Origin of the sequence: Actinoalloteichus caeruleus (assembly GCF_049311605.1) — a bacterium.
Classification (GTDB): Bacteria; Actinomycetota; Actinomycetes; order Mycobacteriales; family Pseudonocardiaceae; genus Actinoalloteichus_B; species Actinoalloteichus_B caeruleus.
In genome coordinates this window covers 3,510,337-3,535,734 of record NZ_CP186005.1, presented here as the reverse complement: position 1 = coordinate 3,535,734, position 25,398 = coordinate 3,510,337, and the positions used below count along the sequence as shown (strand labels likewise).

The following is a 25,398-nucleotide window of genomic DNA, read 5'->3' as shown; positions in this document are numbered from 1 at the left end:
GCCGCTGGCAGCGCGCCACCGGCACGGGCCGTCACGGGGCAACGGGGGCCGACGTGCTCGCCAACCCCAGCCTGGAAGCGAAGCTCGCACACGCCGACCGCACCTCCTCGGGCTCCTCCACCGTGAACTCGACATCCAGGAAGGCGAGGTTCAACACCAGCCACTGCCAGGACTCCACGGCCAGGACCGCCCGGGTCCGGTCCGGCCGGACGGCGAGGAACTCCACGTGCTGGTGGCGCAGCACATCCGCGACCGCAGCCACCGGAGCCTCCACGGTCACCACGACGCGGAGCGGGGACCGGGGCGTGATCCAGCGCGGATAGCCCACCCCATCGTCCGGAGGGAGCGGACGAGGCGCGAACGAGGCCTCCTCGACGCGCGGCTCCGATATCCGGTCCATGCGGAACACCCGCCAGTCCCGCCGGCCAGCGTCCCAGGCCAACAGGTACCAGCGCATCAGCTGGTGCATCCGCCGGTGGGGCTCGACCCTGCGGGTGGAGACCACGCCGGCGGCGTCGGTGTAGTCGAAGGTGAGGACTCGGCACTGCTGAAGCGCCGCCCCCACGAGGTCAGCCGAGTCCCCACCCGTGCCCGTGCGCCCACCTGGTTCCCCCGCCGCGTCGACGTCGCCTGGGAGGCAGTGCTCGGTGGTTCGGGTCGCCGGGGGTCGGGTGAGCTGGTCGAGCGCACGCCTGGCGGTGGCAGCGAGGGGTTTGCCGCCGTTCTCGGAGAGCGCGTGATCCGCCGTCCTGGCGGCGGGCGGACCGTCCGCTCCGGCCACGGCCCCGGGGATGGGCGGTACGGTGTTCCCGCCGGGCATGCGGTAGTAGCCGCCAGGGCCGGGTTGCGCGTCCACCTCGTACCCGTAGCCACGGAGCCGCTCGACGTCCCGGCGAATCGTCCGCTGATCGACCTCCAGGAGTCGGGCGAGTTCCTCGCCGGGGACGGGTTGCCCGTTCCGCAGGGCTGCCAGCAGAGCGAGGGAACGCTGGGTCACATCGGCCACGAGCCCCAGTGTTGCCGAATTCAGGGCAGTTCCTGACCTGAATTCGGGATCGGATGGTCTGCGGACGTCGGAGGGCCGCCGTTATCTGTGGTCCGCGCCGCCGAACGACGGGCCGCTCCGGTCGCATGCGTCGGTGGTCGTGCCGGCCTGTCTCCGTGGTTCGCCGCACGAAGGGGCGAGAACTCGCAGGTCGGGGATTGTGCGGGGGAGTGGGTGACCGCAGGGGAAGGCGGCAGCGGCCGTTGTCGTGGATTTTCCACCAGGCATGGCGTGATGTGGTGGAAGACGGGAATTGCGGACAGTTTCGTGCTCGTGGGCGCCGCGTGGTCGAGCGGAGCGGATGTCCTCGCGGTCGCGAGAGGACGACGGCAGGCCGTGGGGACGCCTGGTGGAGTCGTTAAGGGCCTGCTGGAGGGCTGTGGCGGGTGGACGGGATACTGTGGGCAGGGAGGATCTGCGGGATGCGGGAGACCGTCGGGAAAGTGAATGAGAATCGGTCGTGTCGCTCGTAACGCCGCAGGTCAAGAAGTGTCGTCCCCGCGCACGCGGGGCTGTTCCCCGCTGATCTCACGCATCACCGCCGGCACGTCCGTCGTCCCCGCGCACGCGGGGCTGTTCCCGCCGCTGCCTGCGCGCGGGCACGGGATGGTGAGTCGTCCCCGCGCACGCGGGGCTGTTCCCGCCAGCCACGGATACAGCCTGACTTCCGACATGTCGTCCCCGCGCACGCGGGGCTGTTCCCCTCGGACAGCACCGGGGTGGGGTTCCACTCGTCGCCGTCCCCGCGCACGCGGGGCTGTTCCGGCCGGGATCACCCCGGAGTACTTCTCCCGGGTGTCGTCCCCGCGCACGCGGGGCTGTTCCGCCCCCGAAGAACGACCCCAGCAGCAAGCCCCCGTCGTCCCCGCGCACGCGGGGCTGTTCCACGGCCATTGTGGCCAGCTTCGAACTGATCGGGGTCGTCCCCGCGCACGCGGGGCTGTTCCGCTTCCGGACCGCCTCGTCCGACAGGACCGTCGGTCGTCCCCGCGCACGCGGGGCTGTTCCCCCGCAGCGCTGTCGCCCCCGCCCCGAGCTCGGGTCGTCCCCGCGCACGCGGGGCTGTTCCCTTGGGAGTCCGCTGGGGGAGTTGGTCACGGTGGTCGTCCCCGCGCACGCGGGGCTGTTCCCGCCTCGTCCGAGACCGCCTCGCCCGACAGCTCGTCGTCCCCGCGCACGCGGGGCTGTTCCGTTGCGCGGCCGCAGATCCGCCCCACCGCCCCCGGTCGTCCCCGCGCACGCGGGGCTGTTCCTGACCGCGCGGCAGCTTGTCGGGCGCCTGCTGTGTCGTCCCCGCGCACGCGGGGCTGTTCCCACCGGGTGCCGGCCGAGCTCCTCACCCCAGCGGTCGTCCCCGCGCACGCGGGGCTGTTCCCACGGCGAACACGACCGCTTCCCTGAGGCGGAGGTCGTCCCCGCGCACGCGGGGCTGTTCCCACCGGGTGCCGGCCGAGCTCCTCACCCCAGCGGTCGTCCCCGCGCACGCGGGGCTGTTCCGCCGCTGGCCGAGGCCCAGGCTGACGCCTGCGCCGTCGTCCCCGCGCACGCGGGGCTGTTCCGGCCAAGGGTCGGGAGTGGGGGCGGGTAGCGATGTCGTCCCCGCGCACGCGGGGCTGTTCCGCGGCGCCGGGTCCGGACGGCGGGGTCCCTGCGGTCGTCCCCGCGCACGCGGGGCTGTTCCCCGCTCCGGGCCGCCGCCGTCCGACCACTCGTGGTCGTCCCCGCGCACGCGGGGCTGTTCCGGTCGCCGGAATCCCGATCACCCGGGTCGAGGAGTGTCGTCCCCGCGCACGCGGGGCTGTTCCCAACGCGTCCGAGACTTGTGACCAGGGCGAGACGTCGTCCCCGCGCACGCGGGGCTGTTCCTCGAGCGCGGCCGCGGCCTCGCGTTTCGTGAGGTGTCGTCCCCGCGCACGCGGGGCTGTTCCTCGAGCGCGGCCGCGGCCTCGCGTTTCGTGAGGTGTCGTCCCCGCGCACGCGGGGCTGTTCCTCGAGCGCGGCCGCGGCCTCGCGTTTCGTGAGGTGTCGTCCCCGCGCACGCGGGGCTGTTCCGTCGAACGCCCGGCGTCTGCTGGGCGGGTCGTTGGTCGTCCCCGCGCACGCGGGGCTGTTCCTGGAAGCGGGTGCGTACGGCCCAGCCAGGCGGCGTCGTCCCCGCGCACGCGGGGCTGTTCCCTTCGTGACGCCGTGGACCGTACTGGGTTTGTTGGAGGCCCTGCACCCCAGGAAGGATGAGGAGCATGGGTTCCGCGAAGAAATACCCCCAGGAGTTGCGGCGACGCGCGGTGGAGATGGTCCGTGAACTGGAGGGGCAGTGGGGACCCGGACGTGGAGCCATCGCCCGGGTAGCCGACCAACTCGGAGTGCACCCCGAGGCCTTGCGGTACTGGGTCCGCAGCGGTGAACCCAGCACCCACACCGGCTCGGCGGACTCCACGAATACCGGGGAGTCGGACCGGGACCGGATCGCACGGCTGGAACGGGAAAACGCCGAACTCCGCCGATCCAACGAAATCCTCAAGGCTGCCTCGGCTTTTTTCGCCCGGGAGATGGACCCCCGCCCACCGAGCTGACCGAGTTCGTCGACCACCACCGGGACCGGTTCCCCGTGGAAGTATCCTGCCGCACAGTAGGGCTGAGCGTGTCCACCTACTACGCGATTCGCAACCGACGGACGAACCCCTCCGCCCGGCACCGCCGCGACCGGGAACTCGTTGCGGTGATCCGCCGGATTTGGGAGGACTCGCACCGGCTCTACGGGGCACGCAAGGTCTGGGCGGCACTGCACCGCCAAGGCGTGACCGTGGGCCGCTGCACCGTGGAACGGCTGATGCGGTCCGAGGCCATGACCGGGCTGGTCACCCGGTCCCGCCGGCCGCGGTCGATGCTGCCCGGGCAGGTCGAGGGCCAGCCCGGTGACCTGGTCGAGCGGGTGTTCCGGGCACCGAGGCCGAACCGGTTGTGGGTCACGGATCTGACCTACGTTCGGCTCGGGGAGAGTCGGTTCGTGTATTCGGCGTTGGTCGTGGACGCGTTCTCGCGGGCGATTGTGGGGTGGCAGGTGTCGGATACCGCTGATACGTCGCTGGCGTTGGATGCGTTGGATATGGCGCTGTGGGCGCGGAGGAGTCGTCTGTCTCCTGGTTTGGTGGCTCATTCCGACCGGGGGGTGCAGTACACGGCGTTGCGTTACAGTCAGCGGTTGAGCCGGTCGGGGATCGCGCGGTCGGTTGGGCGTCGGGGTGATTCCTACGATAATGCGCTGGCGGAGTCGGTCAACGCGTTGTACAAGAAGGAGCTGATTTACCGGAAAGGCCCGTGGAAGGGGGTTGCGGACGTCCGCGCTGCTACTGCGGAGTGGATTCACTGGTACAATCACCACAGGCTGCATAGTTGGTGTGGGAATAGGCCACCGTTGGAGTACGAGGAACGACACTGGCGACAGGCCACAGCGGTCTGAACGCACACGAGCGTGGGAGGCACGGCCTCCAACACCACCGGGGCGGTCCATCGTCACCCACCCCACCGGCGCCGTCGTCCCCGCGCACGCGGGGCTGTTCCCACCTGATCAGGGTGCAGGACGAAGGGCCGGTCGTCTTCCCCGCGCACGCGGGGCTGTTCCTGCACCCTCATGATCCAGAGCGCAGGGACCACCGTCTTCCTCGCGCACGCGGGGCTGCTCCTCACGTGACGAGCGCGAGCGACCTCTTGGAGGTGGAGGAATTCTGCGTGCGGCGGGGCTGGGCGGGCTGAGGAAGCTGCCGGCGCAACTACTCGAATGCCGTTATGGTCGTGGTCAACGCCCCAATGCTCGCGACATCGTGATCGCGGAGGATGCGAGCCGGGTTTCCCCGTCGGCGATGTCCCACAGCGCGTTCTGCAACAGGCGGCCCAGCGTCCAGCCAGCAGCCCGGGCGCGGTCCAGGCGCAGTACCTCGGTGAGGAGGTCGAAACGTCGGCGCAGCACCCGTTGTGGGTCACCGCCCGCCACCACGTCGTCCCACCGGCTGTCCAGCGCGGGCCACAGGTCAAAACCGGGGTCGCCCGCGAGTGGCTCCGGATCGATCGCGAGCCACGGTTCCCGGTCGGCGGCGAGGACGTTGTCGTAGTGCAGATCCCAGTGCAGCAGGCGGTCACCGGGTTCGTCGATCAGCTCGGCCACGGCTGAGGCCCATCCGCGCAGGTGCTGTTGGTCGCTCGGGTCGGTCAGCGCGGTGATCGCGGACGGAACCCGCGCCAGCATGTCGGTCGCGATGTCCCGAAGCCCGCGCAGCTCGGGTGGTGCGGCGGACGACACCAACCTGGCCTGGATTTCGGCGAGGATGCTCATCGCGACGTCGTCGTCCTCGATCGAGGACAGCGTTCGTGCCCCGTCGAGCCGCTCCAGCAGCATCGCGCTGCTGTCGGCGTCGTGGTCGAGCAACCGCACGATTCCGCTGCCGTTCCACGTGCGCAACCCGACCAGGGCGGCGGTGGTCTCCTCCCTGGGCATCTGCAACCTGAGGGCGGCGGGGGTGCCGTTCGCCCGGAGCACGGGTAACACCAGGGAGGCGGCTCCCGAGGTCGCGTCGCCGTCCCGCCTCAGCTCCCAGCGGTCCAACGACTGGGTGACCAGCTCGGGAAGCGCGGCCAGCCAGTCCCTGCCGGCCTCGCCGAAGGCCCGCGCGTACGAGACGACGAGGGGTTCGGGGACGTGCACCGCTTCTCGCGCGCTCATGATGGTTCCTTCGCACGCGGTGGTTCGTCCCGGGTCCGTCCGACCGGAACGATCAGTATCGGTGGAAGACCGCTCACGCAACGTGGCGGCGGGTGGCCTCGGCCGTGTCACACGCCCCGGGTCAGCAGGGCACGTCGAGCCTGCGTTCCAGTTCCGCCATTCCGGCCCGGCACTCCCTGGCCAGCGCGCGGTGCCCCTGGAACCGGCCGAGGATCCCGAAGGGCCGCACCGACGCCACGGGGCCACCGACCGAGTGCTCCACCCGCAGCCGGTTCCCGACGAGCGTGCCCGCCCGGTGCCACCGTTCCCACCGTTCGTAGTCGGGGCTGTGGTGGTGGCCGAACACGAAGGCGGGCTCCCCGACCCCCGGCGTGCGGTTCGGGTCCTCCGCCAGGGCGAGTTCGCCGCCGGGCTCCGCCGCCCAGTCCCCGGCCGACACCACGTCCACCCGGGGAGCGCGGGCCTCGGCGTCCGCCTCCCGCACCAGCAGCGCGTCCCGCTGGTCCCGGCGGGGCGGGAGTTCCCGCACCTCCGGGTCCCCGTCGACGCTGACGATCACCCGCGCCACCCACCACCAGTTCTCCCGGCGGGAGAGCAGGCTGTCCGCGCGCAGGCGGGTCGGCGGGTACTTCACCATCTCCTGGTGCAGCAGGTGTTCGACGTACTCGGCGCCCTCCAGGTCGTGCTCCACGCGCACCGCACCGACGGCGACCATCCCCGGCGCGGGTTCACCCTCCTGGCCCGGGCGGCCTGGCACGCAGAACGCCACCCGCCGGCCCGTGAGGTCGTCCGCCTCGGCGAGTCGCGACAACGGCAGCGCCACGCAGGGCCGCCCCTCCCGGGACAGTGGGATCACGGCGGCGCCGGTGGGACCGGACGCGCCCAACCAGCACAGCTCACCGGTGCCCGCGCGAGCCCACCTCTCCGCGAAATCGCTCATCCCGTCCCTCCTGGCGCTCCACCGTTCCGGTGAACGCTTCCGTTGTCAACAATTCGCTCGTCGGTTCTTACCAACCGGCCGATCATTCGGTAGCTTCTGGTACTCGCGCCGGTCGGACAACGGAGAACGCACCGGCAGAGTGGCACAGGAGGTCGCTGCGGATGCCCGCGATCGTGGTCATGCTCGCCGTCATCGCGGTTTTCGCGGTGGCCTACCGCTACTACTCGGCGTACCTGGCGCGCCGCGTCTACGTGCTGAATCCCCGGTACGTGACACCGGCCCACCGTTACACCGACGGAATCGACTTCGTCCCGACCAGCCGGCACATCGTGTTCAGCCACCACTTCATCTCGGTGGCGGGTGCCGCTCCGATCGTCGGCCCCGCCGTCGGCGTCTACTGGGGGTGGGGGCCGGCGCTCGTCTGGGTGGTGGTCGGGTCCATCTTCGCCGCCGGCGTGCACGACTTCGGCGCGCTCGTCGTCTCGGTCCGGCACCGCGCCCGCAGCATCGGCGCCCTCGCCGGTGAGGTGATCAGCAAACGGGCGCGGGGGCTGTTCCTGCTCATCATCTTCTTCCTGCTGACCCTGGTGAACGCGGTGTTCTCCGTGGTCATGGCGAACCTGTTCATCGCCAACCCGGCCTCGGTGCTGCCTATCCTGATGGAGATCCCGCTGGCCATCGCCGTCGGCCAGTACATCTACCGCACCAGGACGGCCGCGCTCGTCCCCTCCATCATCGCGCTGCTCGTGGTCTACGCGATGATCCCGTTGGGCTTGCTCGTGCCGATCAGCCTCGACCCGGTGGCCTCAGCGCTGGGCACGGACGCCCGGACGCTCTGGATCATCTTCATCTTCCTCTACGCGTTCGCCGCGTCCCGGCTGCCGGTGTGGATGCTGCTCCAGCCCCGCGACTACATCAACCAGCACCAGCTGGTGATCGCGCTGGTCATCATCCTGCTGGGGATGGGCATCGGCCTGAACCGCATCGTCGCCCCGGTCGTGAACGACGTGCCGGCCGACTCGCCCCCCTGGTTCCCGTTGCTGTTCGTCACGATCGCCTGCGGAGCCATCTCCGGATTCCACAGCCTGGTCGCATCCGGGACCACGGCGAAACAGATCGACAAGGAAACCGACGCCCGGTTCGTCGGTTACACCTCGGCACTTGGCGAGGGCGGCTTGGCGGTCTGTTCCATCCTCGCCTGCACCGCCGGGATCGCGGCCACCACCATCGAGTGGAACGCGTTGTTCTCCGACTTCTCCACCGCTTCCGGTGGGGCCACCGACAACTTCGTCAACGGTGTCGCGAACTTCGCCTCCAATCTGGGAATCCCGCTGGAGGTCGGCGTCGTCTTCGCCGCCGTGGTCGTCATCAGCTTCGCGGCGACCACGATGGACACCGGTGTCCGGCTCCAGCGCTACATCGTCCAGGAGATCGCCGAGATCGTCCGCTTCCGCCCGCTGGCCCGGAGTCTGACCTGGTCGTCGCTGGTGGCGGTCGTGGTGCCCCTGGCACTGGCGCTGGCACCCGGCGACCTCGCGTTCGGGACGCTGTGGCAGCTGTTCGGCACCACCAACCAGCTCACCGCCGGTCTCGCCCTGGCCGTCATCGCCGTGTGGGTGACCAAGAAGCGGCGCAACCCGCTGGCCGTCCTCATCCCCCTGGTGTTCCTGCTGGTGATGACGTCGTGGGCACTGATCATCAACCTCATCGACTTCGTCCAGGCTGGGGAGTGGCTGCTCGCGCCGCTGGACGCCGTGATCTTCGTCCTCGCGATCTGGCTGATCATCGAGGCCAGCCTCGCGTTGCGCTCGGCCTGGGCCTCACGGGGCCTGCCGCCGGAGGACGACGAGGACGAGGACGTCGACGCGGCGGCGGTCACCTCGGGTGAGACCACGGCCGAGCAGCCGGCCGGCCGGACCCCGACCGACACCGACGAACGATGAGCGGCGCCGCGTCGGACGAACCCGACGGCCGTTCGCGGCCGGTGGGCGACGACGCGGCGGGGACCACACGGCGGCGCCGACCGGCCTCCGGGCCGGTCGGCGACCGCATCCGAGCCGGCCTGCGGGCGGTGGCCGAGTTCCACGAAGCCTGGTTCACCGCCCGGTGGCGGTCCACGCTCCGCCGGGAGGCCCGCGACCAGCAGGACACGATGCGGGCGCTGATGCTCCTCGACACCCTCGGCGTGGACAGCCCCGTCGCCTACGAGACGCTCGAACTGGTCCCGTTCCTGCTGGCGGACATGCACGAGTGGCACGTACGGATGGGCCGCGACGAGTACGACGGACCCGGAGGATGCTGTTGACCCGTCCCATCACCTTCTTCGCGGGCAAGGGCGGGGTGGGCAAGACGACGATGGCCGCCGCCCACGCCCTCGCCTCGGCCGACGCCGGACACCGCACCCTGGTCATCTCCACCGACCCCGCCCATTCGCTCGGGGACGCCTTCGAGACCACCCTCGGTGACCGGCCACGTCGACTCGGACCAACCCTGTGGGCGGCCGAACCCGACGGGGATGCGGCGGTGCGCCGCCGGGTGCGCCAGGTCGAGGACGACGCGGCCGCCGCGCTGCCCCGTAGGATCATGCCGGCCGTGCGGCGCCACCTCGGGCACGCCGCCACCGGGCCGGGCATGGCCGAGTCCGCGCTGACCGACGTGCTGACCGGCTACCTGGAGGACGTGCCCGGCGAATGGGACCGGCTGGTCGTCGACAGCGCCCCCACCGGACACCTGCTCCGCATGATCGACCTGCCCTCGCTGCTGGCCCCGTGGATCCAGGGCCTGGCCAGGCAGCGGGAACGCGTTGTGGCCGCCGACCGCTTCGCCGAAGCCGTGGTCGGCGACCGTGAACCCGAGCGGGACCCGCTGTTGGAACGACTGCACGACCGGCGACGTCGCCTCGAACGCGCCGCCGAGCGCCTGCGGACCGACGCCGAGGTCCGCCTCGTGCTCGTCCCACGCCGCATGGTGCTCGCCGAGACGGAACGGGCGGCCGACGCCCTCGTGGAGGGCGGTTTCACCCTGGGAACCCTGGTGGTCAACCAGATCCCCGAGGACGTGGACGTGTCCCTGCTCCGCCGGATCGAGGCACGCTTCGCCACGCCCGGCGCGGTCCGCTGCGGCCTGGCCGCGTCGGAACCGACGGGTCTGACCCGGCTCCGGGAACTCGCGGTCCCCACAGCTCGGTAACGCCGGCCCGGAACCGGCGAACGCGCACCCGGCGGCACACCGCGCGGCGCGGTGCGCGCCGGGAGGACGCGCGTGGGGGCGGGGCCTGCCCCGGGACATCGGCCGGGACAGGCCCCGCTCGGGAGGGGCGAGGGCCTCAGCCCTGCCCGCGCTGTGCCACCGCCGACAGCACCCCGGGGTCCCGCCAGTCGCTGGAGACGACGCTGGCGTGTTCACCGGCCAACAGGTGCAGCCGGTCCCGCGCCTCCTGCTCGGTGGGGTGGTTGGCGTCGATCGCCGGCGCGACGGAGTGGGAGTTCGTCATCAGCAGGACGTAGTTCCGCTCGTGGTACCAGGCGGTGTCCACCTCGGGGCGCACGTAGGTGGTGGCATTGCCGTCGAAGAACACGAACCACGGGCGGAGCGACTCGTCCTCGTAGCGCTCCCGGGGGTCACCGGCCTCCGCACCCAACACCGCCGGGAACGCCTGAGCCTGCTCGATGCGCCCCTCGGCGGCCAGGTCGCGCAGGTGCCGGGAGTACTCCTCGTCAGTCCACAGGTCGTCGAACGGGTTGCCCTGCTCGAAAGTGCCCGGGATCAGCTCGAACACCACCTTGCCGGCCAGCGTGTCCCGGCTGGGCCAGTTCCCGGCCAGCGCCGCCTCGTCGAGCGTCGCGAACCGGGACCCGTCCGGACGGGTCAGCAGGTCCACCGGACGGAACACGCCGTCGCCCAGGGTGTCGGCCACCAGCGCGTCGAACGCGGCCGGGCCGAGACCACCCCGGTCGTGGAAGCCGTCCTTGAACTCCACTTTGAAGACGATCGGCCGGTGGCCCGGGTTGCTCTCCTGCCAGGCGCGGATGTCGCGGAGGCAGGCGGGCAGGTCCTGGTTGCGGGGGCCGTCGCGCAGACCGTCGGCGTGGGTGGCGCCGACGCAGTTGTTCCGCTGGCCGATCAGGTCGTGGCTGACCCTCCAGCGGCCGAAGAGTTCGTCGGTCCAGACGTCGATCTCCAACATCCCCGCGCCGGAGTCGAGCCCGTCGGCGAAGTAGGGGAAGGCGCTCTGTTCGTAGGCGTTGTGCACGCCGACCGAGGTGGTGGCGGGGAACATCGCGGCCTGGGGTGCGGCCGAGGGAGAGGACTGCGCGAGGGCGGGGGTGGCCGCCACTGTCAGGAGCAGGGGTACCACTGCCAACAGGGGAGCACGGCGTCGCATGAGGCCTCCACGAGCTGCGGAAGAACTGCGTTGTCCGATGTGTCCGAACAACGAGGACACCTCACCCTAGGATTTCGTGAGTAATTTTCGCGAGCCTCCAGCGCAACGGAACATGACGGTGAGGTGACCGACGGTGATGCGTGCGCGGATCGGCGATCCGCCGTTCCCGGGTCGGCGGGAACGGCGGATGACGCGTGCCGAGCTGACGGCGTCCGGAGGGGATCCGACCGCTGGGTGGGCGGGGGAGGGGCCAGAACGCCGGGCGAGTGCGGCGGCGGGCATACTCGGGACGAGGAGGTTTGTGGTGCTGCGGGAGACGCCGAGGAAAGTGAACGAGAATCGGCAGGGCCGCCCGTAAACCCCCAGGTCAGGAAGCGTCGTCCCCGCGCACGCGGGGCTGTTCCTCCGCTTGCCGAGGATCTGCTGCGACAGGCCACGTCGTCCCCGCGCACGCGGGGCTGTTCCGATGGCCCAAATGCTGGACGTTCCGCCTAGGGCGTCGTCCCCGCGTACGCGGGGCTGTTCCTCTCCGTCAGGGTCGAAGACATTCCGCTCGGGCTGGCGGAGCGCCGCCCGCCGCCGGCCTCGGCCCCCGTGCGGGATGGGGCTCCGTCGACGGTGGGTCGGCGGAGCCCCAGGTGGTGGCCCCACGAGGGCGATCCGGTACACACGGGGCACATGATGTACGTCCACGAGGACCTTCCCGCTCACCGCTCGATCCGGGCGGCGCCGAGGAAAGCCCCCGTCATCCCCCGCTGGCCGGTCGTGGCCGTTCGAGGAGGTAAGACGGCATCCCTCCCGAATCCGCTGGAAACCAGGTGGACGCGGAGGGGGCGGTTCCTCCCGAAGACGCTTCCGCGCGTCAGAGTGGAAATCGGCGAACGGTCTCGGGGTGGATGACGAGGCGGACCTGCTCATCCGACATCATCCCGGCGAGTTCCTCGGCGCGGCCCGGGTCGTTGAGGTCCCAGTACCGGGCGGCGAGCCGGGAGCACAGCTCGAGGGCTCCGTCGGGCACCACCTCCACTCGGCCGGCGACCGACACCCAGCGTTCGCTTTCCCCCACGGGGGAGCCGACGACGAGCGAGGCGCGCGGGTCGCGGCGGATGCGGCGCACCTTCGGGGAGTCGGGGCCGGTGAACAGCTGAATGGTGCCCTCGGCGGTGGCCTCGAACCACACGGGCCGGGGCTGCGGCGGGAGCGGTCCGGCCGCCACCGTCAGGAAACCGTGCAGGGGACGGCTGAGGAACTCGAGGTCCTCGGGCGTCAGGGAGCTGGGGGTGGTGCTCATCCTGGTCCTTTCCGGTGGGTGGGAGGCGGCTGCTGGAGGCATCGTCGGGTCGAGGGCGGTTGGCCTCGGGGTGAGCCACCCGAGGTGGTGGGCGAACGGCCGGGATGCCGCCGGGAGTGCGTCACCCCGGCGGTGACCGCCGTCGGCGGGTGGATCACGGCCGCCAGGCTCCCGCCGCGGCGGCCCGCACGACGTAGTCCTCGAAGGTTCGGGGCGCCCGGCCCAGGAGGGCGGCGAGGTCCTCCGTTGGGGAGGCGAGCGCTCCGCGTTCCATCATCACGAACATCTCGGCGACGTGGTCGGCGTCGTCCTGGCTCAGGCCCTGTTCCACGAGTGTCGCGGCGTACTCGGTGGGGGAGATCCGCCGGTAGGTGATGGGCCGCCCGGACGCCCGGGCGATCAGGTCGACGGCCTCCGGGTACGTGAGCGCACGCGGCCCGGTCAGTTCGTGGACGCCTCCGGCGTGCCGGCCGGGTTCGGTGAGCACAGTGACGGCCGCGTCGGCGACGTCCTCGACGTCGATGATCGGGTCGGGGACCGCGCCGGCCGGGAGCGCCAGTTCCCCTGCGACCAACGGGGCGTGGAAGAGGTCCTCGCTGAAGTTCTGCGCGAAGTTCGACGGCCGCAACACGGTCCACTCCAGCGCGGAGCCGCGCACGGCCTCCTCGGCCGACAGCATGTCCAGCCCGAAGGTGGAGTCGCCCCAGTCGTCGGCTCCGCGCCCGGAGAGCAGGACCAGCCTCCGCACTCCGGCGGCCTCGGCCTGGGCGACGAACTCGTGCACCGGGCCCGGAACGGTCGGGGCCACGACGTAGGCGGCGTCCACGCCCTCGAGGACGGCGCCCCAGTCGTCGGGGTCGGACCAGTCGAAGCGGGGCTGGGTCGACCGGGAGGCGGCCCGGACCGGGATGCCGCGGAGTCGGAGGCGGGCGAGGATCCGTCGGCCGGTCTTGCCGGTCGCGCCGAGGACGAGGGTGGTGTCGTTTCTCATGAGGTCAGTGAACCGCGCCGAACTGGACGATTCCATAGGTGGAGCGCCGGATCGCCTGTGTGTTCGTCTAGGCTGGCGGGGTGGACGCGTTCAGTGATCTGTTGCGCGGGGTACGGGCCCACGGCTCGTTGGTCGGGAGTTCGACCCACACCCCGCCGTGGGCGTTGCACTTCGTCGACGGTGCGCCGCTCACCCTGTGCACCGTCCTCACGGGTGGCGGCTGGATCGTGCCGGAGGACGGTGCCCCGGAGCCCCTCCGCGCCCGCGAGACGATCATCGTGCGCGGCCCCGGGACGTTCAGCTTCGTGGACGAGGTGGGTACCTCGGCCGAACCGATCCCGTGCGGGGAACTCTGCGCTACCCCCGAGGAGGGTGGGACCAGGCATCGGCGTGGCTGGCACGATCCGGGCTCCCCCGAGCCGGGACGGGAGTCGACGACGCTGATCGTCGGCGCCTACCCGGTGCGCGGCGAGATCAGCCGCCGGCTCCTGGAGGCGTTGCCCGGAGTGCTGCGGGTGTGCGCGGGGGGAACGGGAGACCCCGTCCTGGACCACCTCGCCGCCGAGGTCGCCGTCGACGCGCCCGGCCAACAGGTGGTGCTCGACCGGCTGCTGGACTGGATGTTGGTGTGCACGCTGCGCGAGTGGTTCGACCGCCCCGGCGGTGAACCCCCCGCGTGGTGGGCGGCCCAGCACGACGCGGTGGTGGGTGGCGCGCTGCGCCTGCTGCACGGCGAACCGGCCGCGCCCTGGACGGTCGCCGCGCTGGCCGCGCGCATCGGGGTGTCGCGGTCGACCCTGGCGAAGCGGTTCGCCGACCTGGTGGGCGAGCCGCCGCTGACCTACCTGACCCGGTGGCGGATGACGCTCGCGGCGGATCTCCTGGCCGAGCGGGGGTCGGACACCCTGGAGGAGATCGCGCACGCCGTCGGCTACTCCGACGCGTTCGGGTTCAGCGCCGCCTTCAAACGGGTGCGTGGCGTGAGCCCGAGCGAGTTCCGTCGCGCGGCGACCACGTTGGACCCGGCGCCGGTGGGGTTCGTGCCGGCCGGCACCACCCCGGTCGGCGGGCACGTCTGAGCCAGGTCACCCCGTTCTCGGCCTGACCGGCGGCGGGGCGGCCACCCCACGGCCGCCGAACCGGGCCCGCCAGGCGGCCGCCAGTCCCGCCGCCAGCCGCTGCGCGTGGCGCGGGTCGAGCAGGTACGCGCGCAACGCCTCGGTGGTCCGGCCGGCGGTCTGGGCGTGCACCTCGGCCAGCGCACCCCGGGCGGTGGCCGCGCCGGTCACCGGGTCCGGTGCGCCCCGCGTGGTGGCCAGCTCGAAACACCGGGGGAAGTACAGGTCCTGCGGGTGCCCCTCGGTGATCCGTTCCTCCCGCCGCACCCGTTTGACCAGGACGAACCAGGCGGCGGTGTCCCGCAACCGGTCGGCCGCGGCGTGCAGCAGGGCCGTCACCAACGCCGCTCCGTCCTCGGTGACCACCGGGCCCGCGCACTCCGGGTGGAGCGCCGGCCGGATCACCAGCGGGTCGAGCACCAGTTTCACGGTGCGGCTCAGCGGTCCGCCCCGGGGACCGCTCAACGCCTCCACCCCGTGGAGACCCCGCCACACCTCGTCGAGCACGGCCGCCCTCGGCCGGCGACCATCCATCTCGTGGCGGCTGTCTCTCCTGGTGGGGGTGCCTTCACCGGTGGGCATGGCACCAGGTTAAGGATGGGATCGTCACCGAGGACCTGGGACCGGTAGGGCCGCCGCCGGACCTAGCGTCGGCGGCGACATCCGGTGAGACCACGAAGGACACGCCATGATCCGCACCGCCCTCCGTTCCCTGGCCCTGCTGGCGCTGCTCGGCTCCGCCGGCTACTACCTGTGGTTCGGTCTGACGAACCAGGGCGACGACGACCTCCCGGGCATGAGCTGGGTCGGCCCCCAGATGGTGCCGCTGATGATCGCGCTGCCCGCGACGATCATGATCTCCAGCTTCACCGGTCACGGCGTGATGACCGCACTGACCGGGCGCAACAGCGCCGCCTTCCGCCGGGGACAGCTCGGTGTCGGCACCGTCGTCGGCACCAGTCCCACGGGCGCCACCGTCAACGACCAGCCGGAGCTGCGCATCGACCTGACCGTCCGCACCGCCGACGGTCTCCAGTTCGCCTCCCACGCGAGGATGGTGGTCCCGGTGACCGAGGTGGCCGCCCTCCGCCCCGGCGCCGTGGTCCCCGTCCGGTACGTGCCCGGTCGGATCGACCGGGTGGAACTCGACCTGTCCGGGGACGCCGCCCGCGCGCAGGACGTGATGAACCAGATCGCCCTCCAGCAGGGGACCCTGGACCCCGGACGGTTGGAGGTCGCCAAGCGCGGCACCCCCGCGCAGGGGCTGGTGCGGGCCCTGGAGGTGCCCGGTGAGATCCGCGACGGGCAGGCCCGGCTGGACATCACCCTCCTGGTCACCCGACCGGACGGAACGACCTTCGAGACCAGGGTGGAGAAGTTCGTGCCGCCCCACATGGTGGCCCACGTGCAGGTCGGGCGGATCGTCGCCGTCCGGTACCTGCCGGAGGACGAGTCCCGTCTCGTGCTCAGCCTGCCCGTCAACGGGTGACGCACCGGCTCCCCGCCGGCCCCCGGGCGTCGGCTCCCCGAGGGCGGACCGGACACGGATCGGACAAGCCGGCCGCGCGACCGGCGCGGACGTCCTCGGCGCCTTGACGGCCGAGAAATCCGATCCCTAGTGTCCAGAGTTGACTCCGAGCACGGACCGGACCGCCTCGACACCGCCCACCGGGCGGGGCCCGAGCGCGCCGGTTCCGCCCGGGGCCGGACCAGCACCACGGGAGCGCGGTCACCACCCCCGGCGGACCGGCGCCCCCGAAACGGGAAGCGAGGTCGGCGACGTGGGTGGGACGACGCACTCCTCGACCGACCCGTTCCCCCCGTTGCTGGACGTCTCCGACGTCACCAGGAGCTTCCCCGGCGTGCGGGCGCTGTCCGGGATGCGGCTGGACCTCCGACACGGCGAGGTCCTCGCCCTGGTCGGGGAGAACGGTGCCGGCAAGTCCACGCTGATGCGCCTGCTCTCCGGCGTCGACCAGCCCGACACCGGGCGGTTCCTCCTCGACGGGCGGGAGATCCGCCCCAGCGGGCCGGGGCACGCGCGGTCCCTGGGCATCGGGATCATCCACCAGGAGTTCTCGCTCGTGCCGGACCTGACCGTCGCACAGAACCTGTTCCTCGGACGGGAACCGAGGCGGTGGCGATGGTTCGTCGACCGCCGGGCCCTCGACCGGCGGGCGGCGGAACTCGTCGCCGAACTCGGCCTGCCCCTCGACCCCGACGCTCCCGTCGCCACCCTGTCAGTGGCCCACCAGCAGTTGGTGGAGATCGCCAGGGCGTTGTCCCACCGGCCCCGGGTGCTCATCATGGACGAGCCGACGGCCGCGTTGGACGCCGACGAGGTCGAGACCCTCCACGCGCTCATCCGACGGTTCCAGGGCCCGAACACCGGCGTCATCTACATCTCCCACCGAATGGACGAGATCCGCCGGGTCGCCGACCGGATCACCGTCATCCGCGACGGCCGGTACGTGGCGACGCGAGCCGTGTCCACCACCAGCACCGACGAGGTCGTCTCGTTGATGGTCGGCCGCGCCGTCGCCACCTCGACGGCACCCGCTCCCACCCGGGTAGCCCGACGACCCGGGCCCGTGGTGCTCAGCGTGCGCGGGCTGAGCACCCGGGGTCTCCTCCGCGACGTCAGCTTCGACCTCCACGAGGGGGAGATCCTCGGCTTCGCCGGCCTGATGGGTGCCGGGCGCACCGAGACCGCGCGGGCACTGGTCGGCGCCGACCCCAGCACCGGCGGCACGGTCGAGGTGCGCGGGCGGCCGGCGCGCATCCGCAACCCGGCCGAGGCCGCCGCCCTCGGCGTCGGCTACCTCTCCGAGGACCGGAAACGTTACGGGCTGCTGCTCGACCACGACGTCGGCACCAACATCACCCTCGCCGCGTTGGCGAGCCGCTTCGCCACCGCCGGCGTCGTCCGCCGCCGCGCCGCCCGCACCGCCGCCCAGGGGTACGTGCGGGCCCTCGGCGTCCGCACCCCGTCCCTGGACCGGCCGGTCCGGAACCTCTCCGGCGGCAACCAGCAGAAGGTGGTCCTCGCCCGCTGGCTCGCCAGGGACTGCGACGTGCTCATCGTCGACGAACCCACCCGAGGCGTCGACGTCGGAGCCAAGGAGGAGATCCACCAGCTCCTCGAGGGGCTGGCCAACGACGGCACCTCGGTCATCGTCATCTCCTCCGAACTGCCCGAGGTACTGCGCCTGTCGGACCGGGTCGTGGTGATGAGCGAGGGCCGGGTGACGGGGATCCTCCCGGCGGCGGAGGCGAGTCAGGAGGCCATCATGCGCTACGCGACGCTGCGACCGGAGAACACCGGCACACCCCCGCCGGACCGCGACGCGCCGGGGGACCAGTACCGGGCCGGCGCCCCCGACCCGACCGCGCCCGAGCACGGACGGGAGGCTCGGCCGTGACCGCCACCGACACGACCGACACCGTCGACCACCCGGCGCGGCGCGGCGGCCTCGCGGGTGCCGCCCGTGCCCGCCTCCAACAGCTCCTCGCCCTCGCCAGCCTCCTCGTCATCGGGGCCTTCTTCTCCGTCGCCAGCCCCTTCTTCCTCACCTACGGCAACTTCACGGCGATCCTGTTCTCCACCGTCGTCATCGGCACCCTCGCCGTCGGCACCACCCTGGTGATCGTCAGCGGAGGCATCGACCTCTCCCTGGGCACGGGCATGGCGTTGTGCGCCGTCGTGGCCGGGGTGCTCATGGTCGATCTCGGACTGCCCCTGGCGGTGGGCGTCCCCGCCGCGATCCTCTTCGGCGGCCTGATCGGCCTCGTCAACGGCCTCAACGTCACCCTGCTGGGCATCCCCCCGTTCATCGCGACCCTCGCGATGATGCTCGTCGCCGGTGGGCTGGCCCTGGTGCTGTCCAACAGCGCGCCGATCTACTTCACCGACGTCCCCGGCTACCTGGACATCTCCACCGGCAACCTCGTCCCCGGCGTCGACTTCCCCAACGCCGTCCTCATCCTGCTCGTCGCGGCGGTCGTCGCCGGACTCGTCCTCAGCAGGACCGTCCTGGGACGGCACACCTACTCGGTGGGCAGCAACGAGGCGGCCACCGCCCTGTCCGGGGTGGACGTCCGCCGGGTGAAGATCGCCGTGTACGTCCTCGCCGGCCTGTTCACCGGGTTGGCCGGCATCCTCATCTCCGCCCGCCTCGGCTCCGCCCAGCCCGCCACCGGCATGGGGTACGAGTTGCAGGCCATCGCCGCGGTCGTCATCGGCGGCACCTCGCTGTCCGGCGGGCGCGGTTCGGTGGTCGGCACGCTGATCGGCGCCCTCATCATCTCCGTGCTCAACAACGGGCTCCAGATCATGTCCATCCCGCAGGAGTGGCAGAACGTCATCCTCGGCTGCGTGATCCTCGTGGCCGTCTACGCCGACATGCTGCGCCGCCGACGGCAGGGTTGAGCGGGCGGTGGTCGTCACCGCCCACGGAAGGGAAGGGAGCGCGGGATGCGCGGGATCAGGCCGCTCGCGGTGCTCGGAGCGCTCGCCGTCGCGCTCACCGGCTGCGGACCGGGGTGGGGCCACGACCCCGACCTGCCGCACATCGCCATCGTCTCGAAGGGATTCCAACACCAGTTCTGGCAGGCCGTGAAACGCGGCGCGGAGGAGGAGGCCGAACGGCGGGGCGCCGGTGTCACCTTCATGGGGCCACCCACCGAACAGGACGTCGAGGCCCAGCTGAACATGCTCACCAACGCCATCGCCCGCCAACCCGACGCCATCGGCCTGGCCGCGTTGGACAGCCGCGCCACCGAACCCCTGCTCCGGCAGGCCGAGGAGGCGGGCATCCCGGTGATCGCCTTCGACTCCGGGGTGGACAGCGAGATCCCCAGGACCACCGTGGCCACCGACAACCGGGCGGCGGCCGCCCTCGCCGCCGAACACCTCGCCGGCCTGCTCGGTGGCACGGGAACCGTGGGGCTGGTCGTGCACGACCAGACCAGCGGGTCCGGGGTGGACCGGCGGGACGGCTTCCTGGACTGGATGCGGGCCAACGCCCCCGGCATCACCGTGCTCGACCCCCAGTACGGCGGCGGTGACCAGCTCGTCTCGGCCGACATCACCAAGGCCGTCCTCGCCGCGAACCCCGACCTCGACGGCCTGTACGCCTCCAACGAGGGCTCCGCGGTCGGGGTGCTCCGAGGCGTCGCCGAAAGCGGCCACGAGGACCTGGTCGTCGTCGGGTTCGACTCGGGGCGCGCCCAGCTCGACGCCGTCCGCGACGGCACCCTCGCCGGCGCCGTCACCCAGGACCCCATCGACATGGGTCGACGACTCGTCCTGGCCGGGTTGGCGGCGATGGACGGCGAGGAGCTCCCTGCCACCGTGGACACGGGTTTCCACTGGTACGACGCGCGCACGGTGGACGACCCGGCCCTGGCCGGCGTCCTCTACCAGTAGCGCCGGTCCCGCCGGGCGGGACGGCACCCGTCACCCGGCCACCCGTGCGGCCCGGGCGGAACCCGGGAACGGTCACCCACCCGGCCGAGGTGGGGAGGTGCCAGGAGGAGGGGGACGGCCGTCGTCCCACCAGGGCGGGGCCGTTGCTCCGTCGCGCACCCGAACCGAGGACCGGCGCGGGCCGGAACGGAGGTGAGGGGCCCATCCACGTGGGGACACCTCACCGGTAACAGCAGGGGCCCGGCCGGGGCCGAGCCGCCAGCCCGTGGCCGGGGAACCCCGCCTGCCCCACCGTCCCCCCGTGACCGTCCGCGATCGGCGTGCCCAGCCCAAGCAGGCGGCCGGCAGGGGGCGACAGCGCGCAGCCCGAGGGGACGCCAGAGCTGACCAGAGGCCGGACGCCGGCACGCCACCACGGGCGAGGGGAACGCCGGTCGGCGGACCAGGCGCGGAGATCCGAGGAGGTCACGACCGGTGCAACGGACCGTCCACGCCGAGGCTCCGCAGGTTCCGCGCGACCTGCCTCCGCAGGACACCGCTGGCCGAGGGCAGCCGGCGCTCCAGTTCGCGGACCGACATCTCCTGGTAGACGAAGTGGTCCAAGCCCCCCTCCGGCGCGGAGTGCAGGTCCTCCATCGCCTGCCGCGCCAGGCCGGCCGCCACGATGTCCACCTCCTCCATCGACCCCGGCCACCCGAGCTCGGAGGGCACCAGGTCCGGCAGCCGGGACACCAACGGTTCGCAACCGGGGAAGCGGTGCGGGTCCGCCACGATCTTCTCCCCGTTCCTCCCGTAGACCACGGCGACGCCCCGCCAGACCGACCACCCCACCACCTCCGACCACGCGACGCTCTGCCACCGGCCCAGTGCGTTGCGGTGGCAGAGCCGGTCGGCCCCCTCCACCAGCAGCTCCCGGTCCTGCCCCGGCGGGCAACCACCGGTCGCCTCGAAGCGCGCCCCTCCCTCCGGGGGGAGCGAGGTGGGGATCACGTGTTCCACCCCCGGCAACGCCAGCTCCACACCGTCGGGTACCACCACCAGGGCCGACCGCATCGCGGTCCGCAGCGCCGCCGCCACCTGCTCCGGTCTGACCCGGGCGCGGCTGCGCTCGTCGCAGCCGTCCGAACCGGTCACCCCGAACAGCGCCAGGTGGGCACGGCGGAACACCCGGGACGCGGCACGTTCGGTGTCCCGGTGCCCGGCGTCGGACCGCCGGCGCCGTTCGAGCAGCGCCGTCAGCTCGTCCTGGTCGGGTCCCGCCGCGGCGAGTTCGGTGAGCGCGGCCCAGACGGCACCGGCGGCCCGCGCGGAGGCGTCGTGCTCGCAGAACAGGTCGATCGCGACGTGCACGGTGTCCGAGGAGAGCATCGTCTGGCCCAGGATGCGGTCCTGACCGTCCCACCGGTCGACCAGGCTCTCCTGCACGGGGTGGAGCCGAAGGTCCAGCACGTCCTGGGTGACCGCCCACACCGCGTCGAGCGTCCCGGGCAACATCACGCCCACCCCGGAGTAGGGGGGCGGCCCGCCGGAGAACCACTCCGCCGAGGACCGCTGGTTCGGCGTGATGGCGGGCCGTCGCGGGGCCGCGCCAGGGGGGAGCGGTAGTCGCATCGCTCCGTCCAGGACGGGAGTGGTGATCGCGCAGACGGCGTTGCCCGCCACGAAGTAACGGGCCAGGTGTTCCCGCACCTCCCGTGGCGTGAACCGGTCCAACGGGATGTCGTCGGCCCAGTACGCGGCCCCGATGCCCGTGGACCCGTAGTCGTGGCGCAGCAGGGCCGCCGTCGGGCGGGGCACGTCCAGCCAGCCGGCCGCGCCCCGGTCCGAGAGCACGTTCTCGATGAGGTCCTCCGGCGGGTCGGCCAGCAGCTCGCACACCTCGTCGAGCTGGGCGCACACCTCGGCGCGGGCCCCGGTGGCCGCGAAGACGACCGTGTCCAGGGTGGAGCCCGACCAACTGGTCGGCACGAAGAAACCGGTGACGCGTTGCACCATCGACACCACCACCGACGTCAGGCCCGCATGCCGCAGGCCCTCGTCACGGAGGCCGACACGGAAGAGCAGGAAACCGGACACCTCGCCCGAGCCCTCCTGCCAGAACACGGGGACGCCGTTGACGTGACTCTCTCCCACGTTCAGAGGCTATCGACCACAAACGGGTGACGGGGAGTGCTCAGGGACCTGACATTCCGGCGAACTTCGCCCCCCACCCCGGAACGAGCCGACCGCGTCACCCGTTCGGCCCTGGCGTCTCCTCGCGGGAAGTGAACCCCAGCCCGGGAGCGTGCGGCGCGGACGACGGCCCGCCCCTTCACCTGATGAGTGCCGAACCACCCGCTGAGGCTCAAGGACACCTTCCCGTTACCTGACACGTGAAGGTCTCGATGAAGATCGGATGCTTGGCCCAGGGGGTAGTTCCCAAGCTCGAACGACCAGACCGGTAGGGACCGATGCCCGCACTCAGCTGTGGCCTTCAGTCTGAAGTTGTAGATCGGTGCCCCCTGCCCGGGGCTGGTTGTTCGTCCCTGCGTTCCGCTGATGCCTGGCGGTACCTCAGTCCTGGAGCCCTTGTCCAAGAGCGCGCCGACGCCGGTGGTGGCGATCGGGGTACGCCTCGGGCGCCACCACCTCGTTGATCACGTTGGGCTCGTGGTTCGAGCCCGTCCGTGCGGAGGAGCCCCGGCAAGCCGGAAGCCCTGGAGCTCTGAGTCGGGACCGGTGGACGCGCGGATAGCTGGAATCACGAACGGCTGAATCGGAGGTCGGGCAGCAGAGCCTCGTTATTAGGGCGCCGCGCGTTGTCGCCTGGTTTGACCTGCGCAAAGAAGTGAACTGGGAGGGAAGCGCACCAGTGAGGGTGTTGTATGAAATTGACTGAACCGAGGATCACCACGACTTCGCCCTGGTCGACGTCGACGGCGGCCTGATCGCCAAGAAAAGCTCGACGACTCCGCCACCGACTCCGCCGAGCTGCTGGTCATGCTCACCACCGCTGGTGACGATCCGGCCAAGCCGATCCCGGTGGCGATCGAGACCCCACGTGGTCTGCTGGTTGCCGCACTGCGCCAAACCGGGAGGCAGATCCATGCGATCAATCCGATGGCCGCGGCCCGCTACCGCGAGCGCCATACCGTCGCCCGTGAGAAGTCAGTTCGAGCACGTCGGCGCGATGAGCTGGCCAACATCCTTCGCGTCGACGCCCACGCCCGCCAGCTACTCGCTGCTGACAACGAGCTCGCCCAGCCGGCATCCCGAGCCGGCTCAGGAGGTGGTAACCGCTTGACGAACCCATGGGGACACCCCCTGCCCGCTCCATGACTGGCCAGCGGCGGTCACCACCCGGTCGGCCCGGATCCGTGCGAAGGCGCGCCGCCGGACGACCTGAGGGTTCGGGCAGTGCCGAAAGCGCTGTCCCAGTGGCCCTCGTCGCCATAGCGTTGTGAGCACCGACGGATGTTGGGAGCGAGCGGTGACGATCACGGCACGACGCGAGCTGGTACACGTCGAGGCACCGCGCGTCGAGAGGGAGCGAGACGCGTTCGCGCACCGCGCGGGGAGCGGCCTGACCACCCGAGACCGGGGACACCGACGCGGAGCGTCGGCGGGGTGGCTCGGACCGGCGCCGGGCGGGCACGCCACCCGCCCGCAGCAGGTGGGACGGCCGCGCCGAGGGCGCCTCGATGTCTGAAACCCTCGCCGCGTTCCGCGCCCGGGTGCCGTCGCGGCCGCACCATCCCGCACTCGTCTCGGAGGGAACGACCCTCACCTACCGCGAACTCGACCAGGCCAGCTCGGTCCTCGCCGGCCGGCTCGCGTGGGCGGGAGCCCGCCCCGGCACCACCGTCGTGCTGAACCTACCCCAGGGGCTCGCCGTTCTCGTCGGGATGATCGCGACCCTGCGCTGTGGTGCGACCTGGGTCGTCGTCGAACCGGGCCAACCCGGTGCGCGGCTGGACGCCGTGCTCACGTCCACCGACCAGCCCGTCGCCGTCGTCCTCCACGAGGGGCGTGACGACCCACCACCCGCGGTCACGGTCTCCTCGGGCGGCGCGCCGTTCGTCCTCGCCTACCACCGCCCGCCCGAACCGGGGAGCGAACCCCTCGTGGAACCAGTCCACGCGGCGCCGGCGCACCTCGCCTACGTGGTGCTCACCTCCGGCACGACCGGGGTCCCCAAGGCCATCGCGATCAGCCGGAGGAACCTGGACACCTGCGTCGCCGGTCGAACCCGCTTCTACGGGCAGACACCGGTGTTCCTGCCGGCGATGTCGGTGTCCTTCGACGGTGTCCTCGGGGTCCTCTTCGCGACCCTCGCGGTCGGTGGCACGGTGGTCCTGCCCGGCGGGCGGGAACTCGTCAACGCCAGGGCGGTGGCGCGGCTCGCCGCCACGCACCTCGTCACCCACCTGTACGCGGTGCCCTCCTACTACCAGGCCCTGCTCGACCACGCCCAGGAGCTCCCGGCCACCCTCCACCGCACCGTACTGGGCGGCGAGGTCCTACCTCCCACGCTGGTCGACAGGCACCAGGCGGCTCTTCCCAGGACCGGCCTCGTCAACGAGTACGGGCCCTCCGAGGCGACCGTGTCCAGCACCGCCCACCGGGTGGAGGAGCCGACCCCCGCGCGGGTCCCCGTCGGACGTCCCTTCTCCACCGTTGAGGTACAGGTCCTCGACAGCGGCCTCCAGCCCACGCCCCGGGAGCAGGTGGGGGAGTTGTACATCCAGGGTGAACAGGTCGGCCGCGGCTACGTCGGGGCGGCGGCCGCGACCGCCGAACGGTTCGTCGCGGACCCCTACCGCCCCGGTTCGCGGATGTACCGGACCGGGGACCTCGCGTCCGTCCGGGCCGACGGAGCCCTGGAGTTCCACGGGCGCACCGATCACCAGGTCAAGGTCCGGGGAATCCGCATCGAGCTCGTCGAGGTCGACCACGTGGTGCAGCGGCACCCCGGTGTGCGGCAGGCCGTGGTCGTCCACTCGGTCGAGATCGGGTTGGTCGCCTTCGTGGTGCCCACCGACCCGCAGTCCCCGCCCTCGCCGGACGAGCTGCGCGCCCACTGCGCGCGCCACCTGGTCGTCCAGGCGGTGCCCGCCCGGTTCGTCCGGCTCGACCACGTCCCCACCACCCACACCGGCAAGGCCGACCGCTCGGCGTTGGCATCCCGGGCGGGGGAGCCGGACACGGGCGCGGACTGGTCGGGGTGGAACGAACTCGAACAGGCGGTGGCCGAGGAGTGGGCCGCCGTCCTGCGCCACTCCGACGCCGGGTTGCGCGACGCGTTCTGGCAGTCGGGCGGCACCTCGCTGAAGTTGGTGGAGCTGCACGAGCGGTTCGAGGCGCGGTGGCCGGGTGCGCTGCGGATCGGTGAACTCTTCGACCTGCACACGATCGAGGACCAGGCCTCGGCGATCCGCGACCGGCGGGACGCGGGGGACGACCCCCCGCCCGGCGACTTCCGGATCGAGGTGTGACCTCCGACGA

20 protein-coding genes and 1 CRISPR repeat array are annotated in these 25,398 nt (G+C 72.0%); of the genes, 12 read left to right on the top strand and 8 right to left on the bottom strand.

What is annotated here, in order from left to right:
* Positions 1–31 precede the first annotated feature (31 nt).
* A complete protein-coding gene (locus ACOJVX_RS14255; RefSeq protein ID WP_422646824.1) occupies positions 32–1,006 on the bottom strand; it encodes a helix-turn-helix transcriptional regulator in 975 nt (324 codons plus the stop codon).
* Between the two features lie 530 nt (positions 1,007–1,536).
* Positions 1,537–3,220: a CRISPR direct-repeat array (repeat unit 28 nt; unit sequence GTCGTCCCCGCGCACGCGGGGCTGTTCC).
* Between the two features lie 65 nt (positions 3,221–3,285).
* On the opposite strand from ACOJVX_RS14255, the gene ACOJVX_RS14250 reads away from it, so the two are divergent.
* On the top strand, positions 3,286–3,618 hold the full coding sequence (locus tag ACOJVX_RS14250) for a transposase (RefSeq protein WP_030106222.1): 333 nt from the start codon (positions 3,286–3,288) through the stop codon (positions 3,616–3,618).
* A 35-nt stretch (positions 3,619–3,653) separates the two neighbouring features.
* Entirely contained in the window at positions 3,654–4,505 is an 852-nt protein-coding gene (locus tag ACOJVX_RS14245) for an IS3 family transposase (RefSeq protein ID WP_081715524.1), read from the top strand.
* A 336-nt stretch (positions 4,506–4,841) separates the two neighbouring features.
* Here the strand turns inward: ACOJVX_RS14245 and ACOJVX_RS14240 are convergent, their stop codons facing one another.
* Both ACOJVX_RS14240 and ACOJVX_RS14235 read right to left on the bottom strand, forming a co-directional pair.
* Complete coding sequence (locus ACOJVX_RS14240; RefSeq protein WP_422646823.1) at positions 4,842–5,762, bottom strand: aminoglycoside phosphotransferase family protein; 921 nt, start codon at positions 5,760–5,762, stop codon at positions 4,842–4,844.
* A gap of 121 nt (positions 5,763–5,883) precedes the next feature.
* Complete coding sequence (locus tag ACOJVX_RS14235; protein WP_026418185.1) at positions 5,884–6,702, bottom strand: hypothetical protein; 819 nt, start codon at positions 6,700–6,702, stop codon at positions 5,884–5,886.
* Between the two features lie 161 nt (positions 6,703–6,863).
* Here ACOJVX_RS14235 and ACOJVX_RS14230 point away from each other — a divergent pair, with 161 nt between their 5' ends.
* The 3 genes from ACOJVX_RS14230 to ACOJVX_RS14220 are packed head-to-tail and all read left to right on the top strand — an operon-like array spanning position 6,864 to position 9,891.
* Positions 6,864–8,645 (top strand): carbon starvation CstA family protein, encoded by a 1,782-nt coding sequence (locus ACOJVX_RS14230; RefSeq protein ID WP_418152986.1) that lies wholly within the window; start codon positions 6,864–6,866, stop codon positions 8,643–8,645.
* Positions 8,642–9,007: a cory-CC-star protein gene (locus tag ACOJVX_RS14225; protein ID WP_245588736.1), complete on the top strand. Its 366-nt coding sequence runs from the start codon at positions 8,642–8,644 to the stop codon at positions 9,005–9,007. Before ACOJVX_RS14230 ends, ACOJVX_RS14225 begins: the two co-directional genes overlap by 4 nt.
* Complete coding sequence (locus ACOJVX_RS14220; RefSeq protein ID WP_103056634.1) at positions 8,998–9,891, top strand: ArsA family ATPase; 894 nt, start codon at positions 8,998–9,000, stop codon at positions 9,889–9,891. Before ACOJVX_RS14225 ends, ACOJVX_RS14220 begins: the two co-directional genes overlap by 10 nt.
* Before the next feature lie 136 nt (positions 9,892–10,027).
* On the opposite strand, the gene ACOJVX_RS14215 is transcribed toward ACOJVX_RS14220, so the two are convergent.
* The 3 genes from ACOJVX_RS14215 to ACOJVX_RS14205 form a co-directional block, all read right to left on the bottom strand.
* On the bottom strand, positions 10,028–11,086 hold the full coding sequence (locus ACOJVX_RS14215) for a phosphatidylinositol-specific phospholipase C domain-containing protein (RefSeq protein WP_418152988.1): 1,059 nt from the start codon (positions 11,084–11,086) through the stop codon (positions 10,028–10,030).
* An 862-nt stretch (positions 11,087–11,948) separates the two neighbouring features.
* Complete coding sequence (locus ACOJVX_RS14210; RefSeq protein WP_103056635.1) at positions 11,949–12,377, bottom strand: pyridoxamine 5'-phosphate oxidase family protein; 429 nt, start codon at positions 12,375–12,377, stop codon at positions 11,949–11,951.
* Positions 12,378–12,531: 154 nt separating this feature from the next.
* Positions 12,532–13,368, bottom strand: coding sequence for an NAD(P)H-binding protein (locus ACOJVX_RS14205; protein ID WP_026418180.1), 837 nt, complete (start codon positions 13,366–13,368; stop codon positions 12,532–12,534).
* An 80-nt stretch (positions 13,369–13,448) separates the two neighbouring features.
* Here ACOJVX_RS14205 and ACOJVX_RS14200 point away from each other — a divergent pair, with 80 nt between their 5' ends.
* The gene (locus ACOJVX_RS14200) at positions 13,449–14,447 is read left to right on the top strand and encodes an AraC family transcriptional regulator (protein WP_030106226.1); all 999 of its coding nucleotides are present in this window, start codon (positions 13,449–13,451) and stop codon (positions 14,445–14,447) included.
* Between the two features lie 6 nt (positions 14,448–14,453).
* Here the strand turns inward: ACOJVX_RS14200 and ACOJVX_RS14195 are convergent, their stop codons facing one another.
* Positions 14,454–15,068 (bottom strand): hypothetical protein, encoded by a 615-nt coding sequence (locus ACOJVX_RS14195; protein ID WP_418152993.1) that lies wholly within the window; start codon positions 15,066–15,068, stop codon positions 14,454–14,456.
* Between the two features lie 106 nt (positions 15,069–15,174).
* On the opposite strand from ACOJVX_RS14195, the gene ACOJVX_RS14190 reads away from it, so the two are divergent.
* The 4 genes from ACOJVX_RS14190 to ACOJVX_RS14175 all read left to right on the top strand — a co-directional run bounded on the left by ACOJVX_RS14190 (position 15,175) and on the right by ACOJVX_RS14175 (position 19,914).
* On the top strand, positions 15,175–15,975 hold the full coding sequence (locus ACOJVX_RS14190) for a hypothetical protein (protein WP_418152995.1): 801 nt from the start codon (positions 15,175–15,177) through the stop codon (positions 15,973–15,975).
* A 292-nt stretch (positions 15,976–16,267) separates the two neighbouring features.
* Entirely contained in the window at positions 16,268–17,908 is a 1,641-nt protein-coding gene (locus ACOJVX_RS14185; protein ID WP_103056638.1) for a sugar ABC transporter ATP-binding protein, read from the top strand.
* Positions 17,905–18,915, top strand: a complete 1,011-nt coding sequence (locus tag ACOJVX_RS14180; RefSeq protein WP_103056639.1) for an ABC transporter permease — start codon at positions 17,905–17,907, stop codon at positions 18,913–18,915. The genes ACOJVX_RS14185 and ACOJVX_RS14180 overlap by 4 nt, the downstream gene beginning before the upstream one ends.
* Before the next feature lie 45 nt (positions 18,916–18,960).
* The gene (locus ACOJVX_RS14175; protein WP_026418175.1) at positions 18,961–19,914 is read left to right on the top strand and encodes an ABC transporter substrate-binding protein; all 954 of its coding nucleotides are present in this window, start codon (positions 18,961–18,963) and stop codon (positions 19,912–19,914) included.
* Positions 19,915–20,379: 465 nt separating this feature from the next.
* Here ACOJVX_RS14175 and ACOJVX_RS14170 read toward each other — a convergent pair whose 3' ends face one another.
* Positions 20,380–22,047 (bottom strand): hypothetical protein, encoded by a 1,668-nt coding sequence (locus ACOJVX_RS14170; protein WP_337661909.1) that lies wholly within the window; start codon positions 22,045–22,047, stop codon positions 20,380–20,382.
* Between the two features lie 846 nt (positions 22,048–22,893).
* Here ACOJVX_RS14170 and ACOJVX_RS14165 point away from each other — a divergent pair.
* Both ACOJVX_RS14165 and ACOJVX_RS14160 read left to right on the top strand, forming a co-directional pair.
* Complete coding sequence (locus ACOJVX_RS14165; RefSeq protein ID WP_337661910.1) at positions 22,894–23,232, top strand: hypothetical protein; 339 nt, start codon at positions 22,894–22,896, stop codon at positions 23,230–23,232.
* 362 nt (positions 23,233–23,594) lie between these two features.
* Positions 23,595–25,388: a non-ribosomal peptide synthetase gene (locus tag ACOJVX_RS14160; RefSeq protein WP_418153004.1), complete on the top strand. Its 1,794-nt coding sequence runs from the start codon at positions 23,595–23,597 to the stop codon at positions 25,386–25,388.
* Positions 25,389–25,398: the final 10 nt, after the last annotated feature.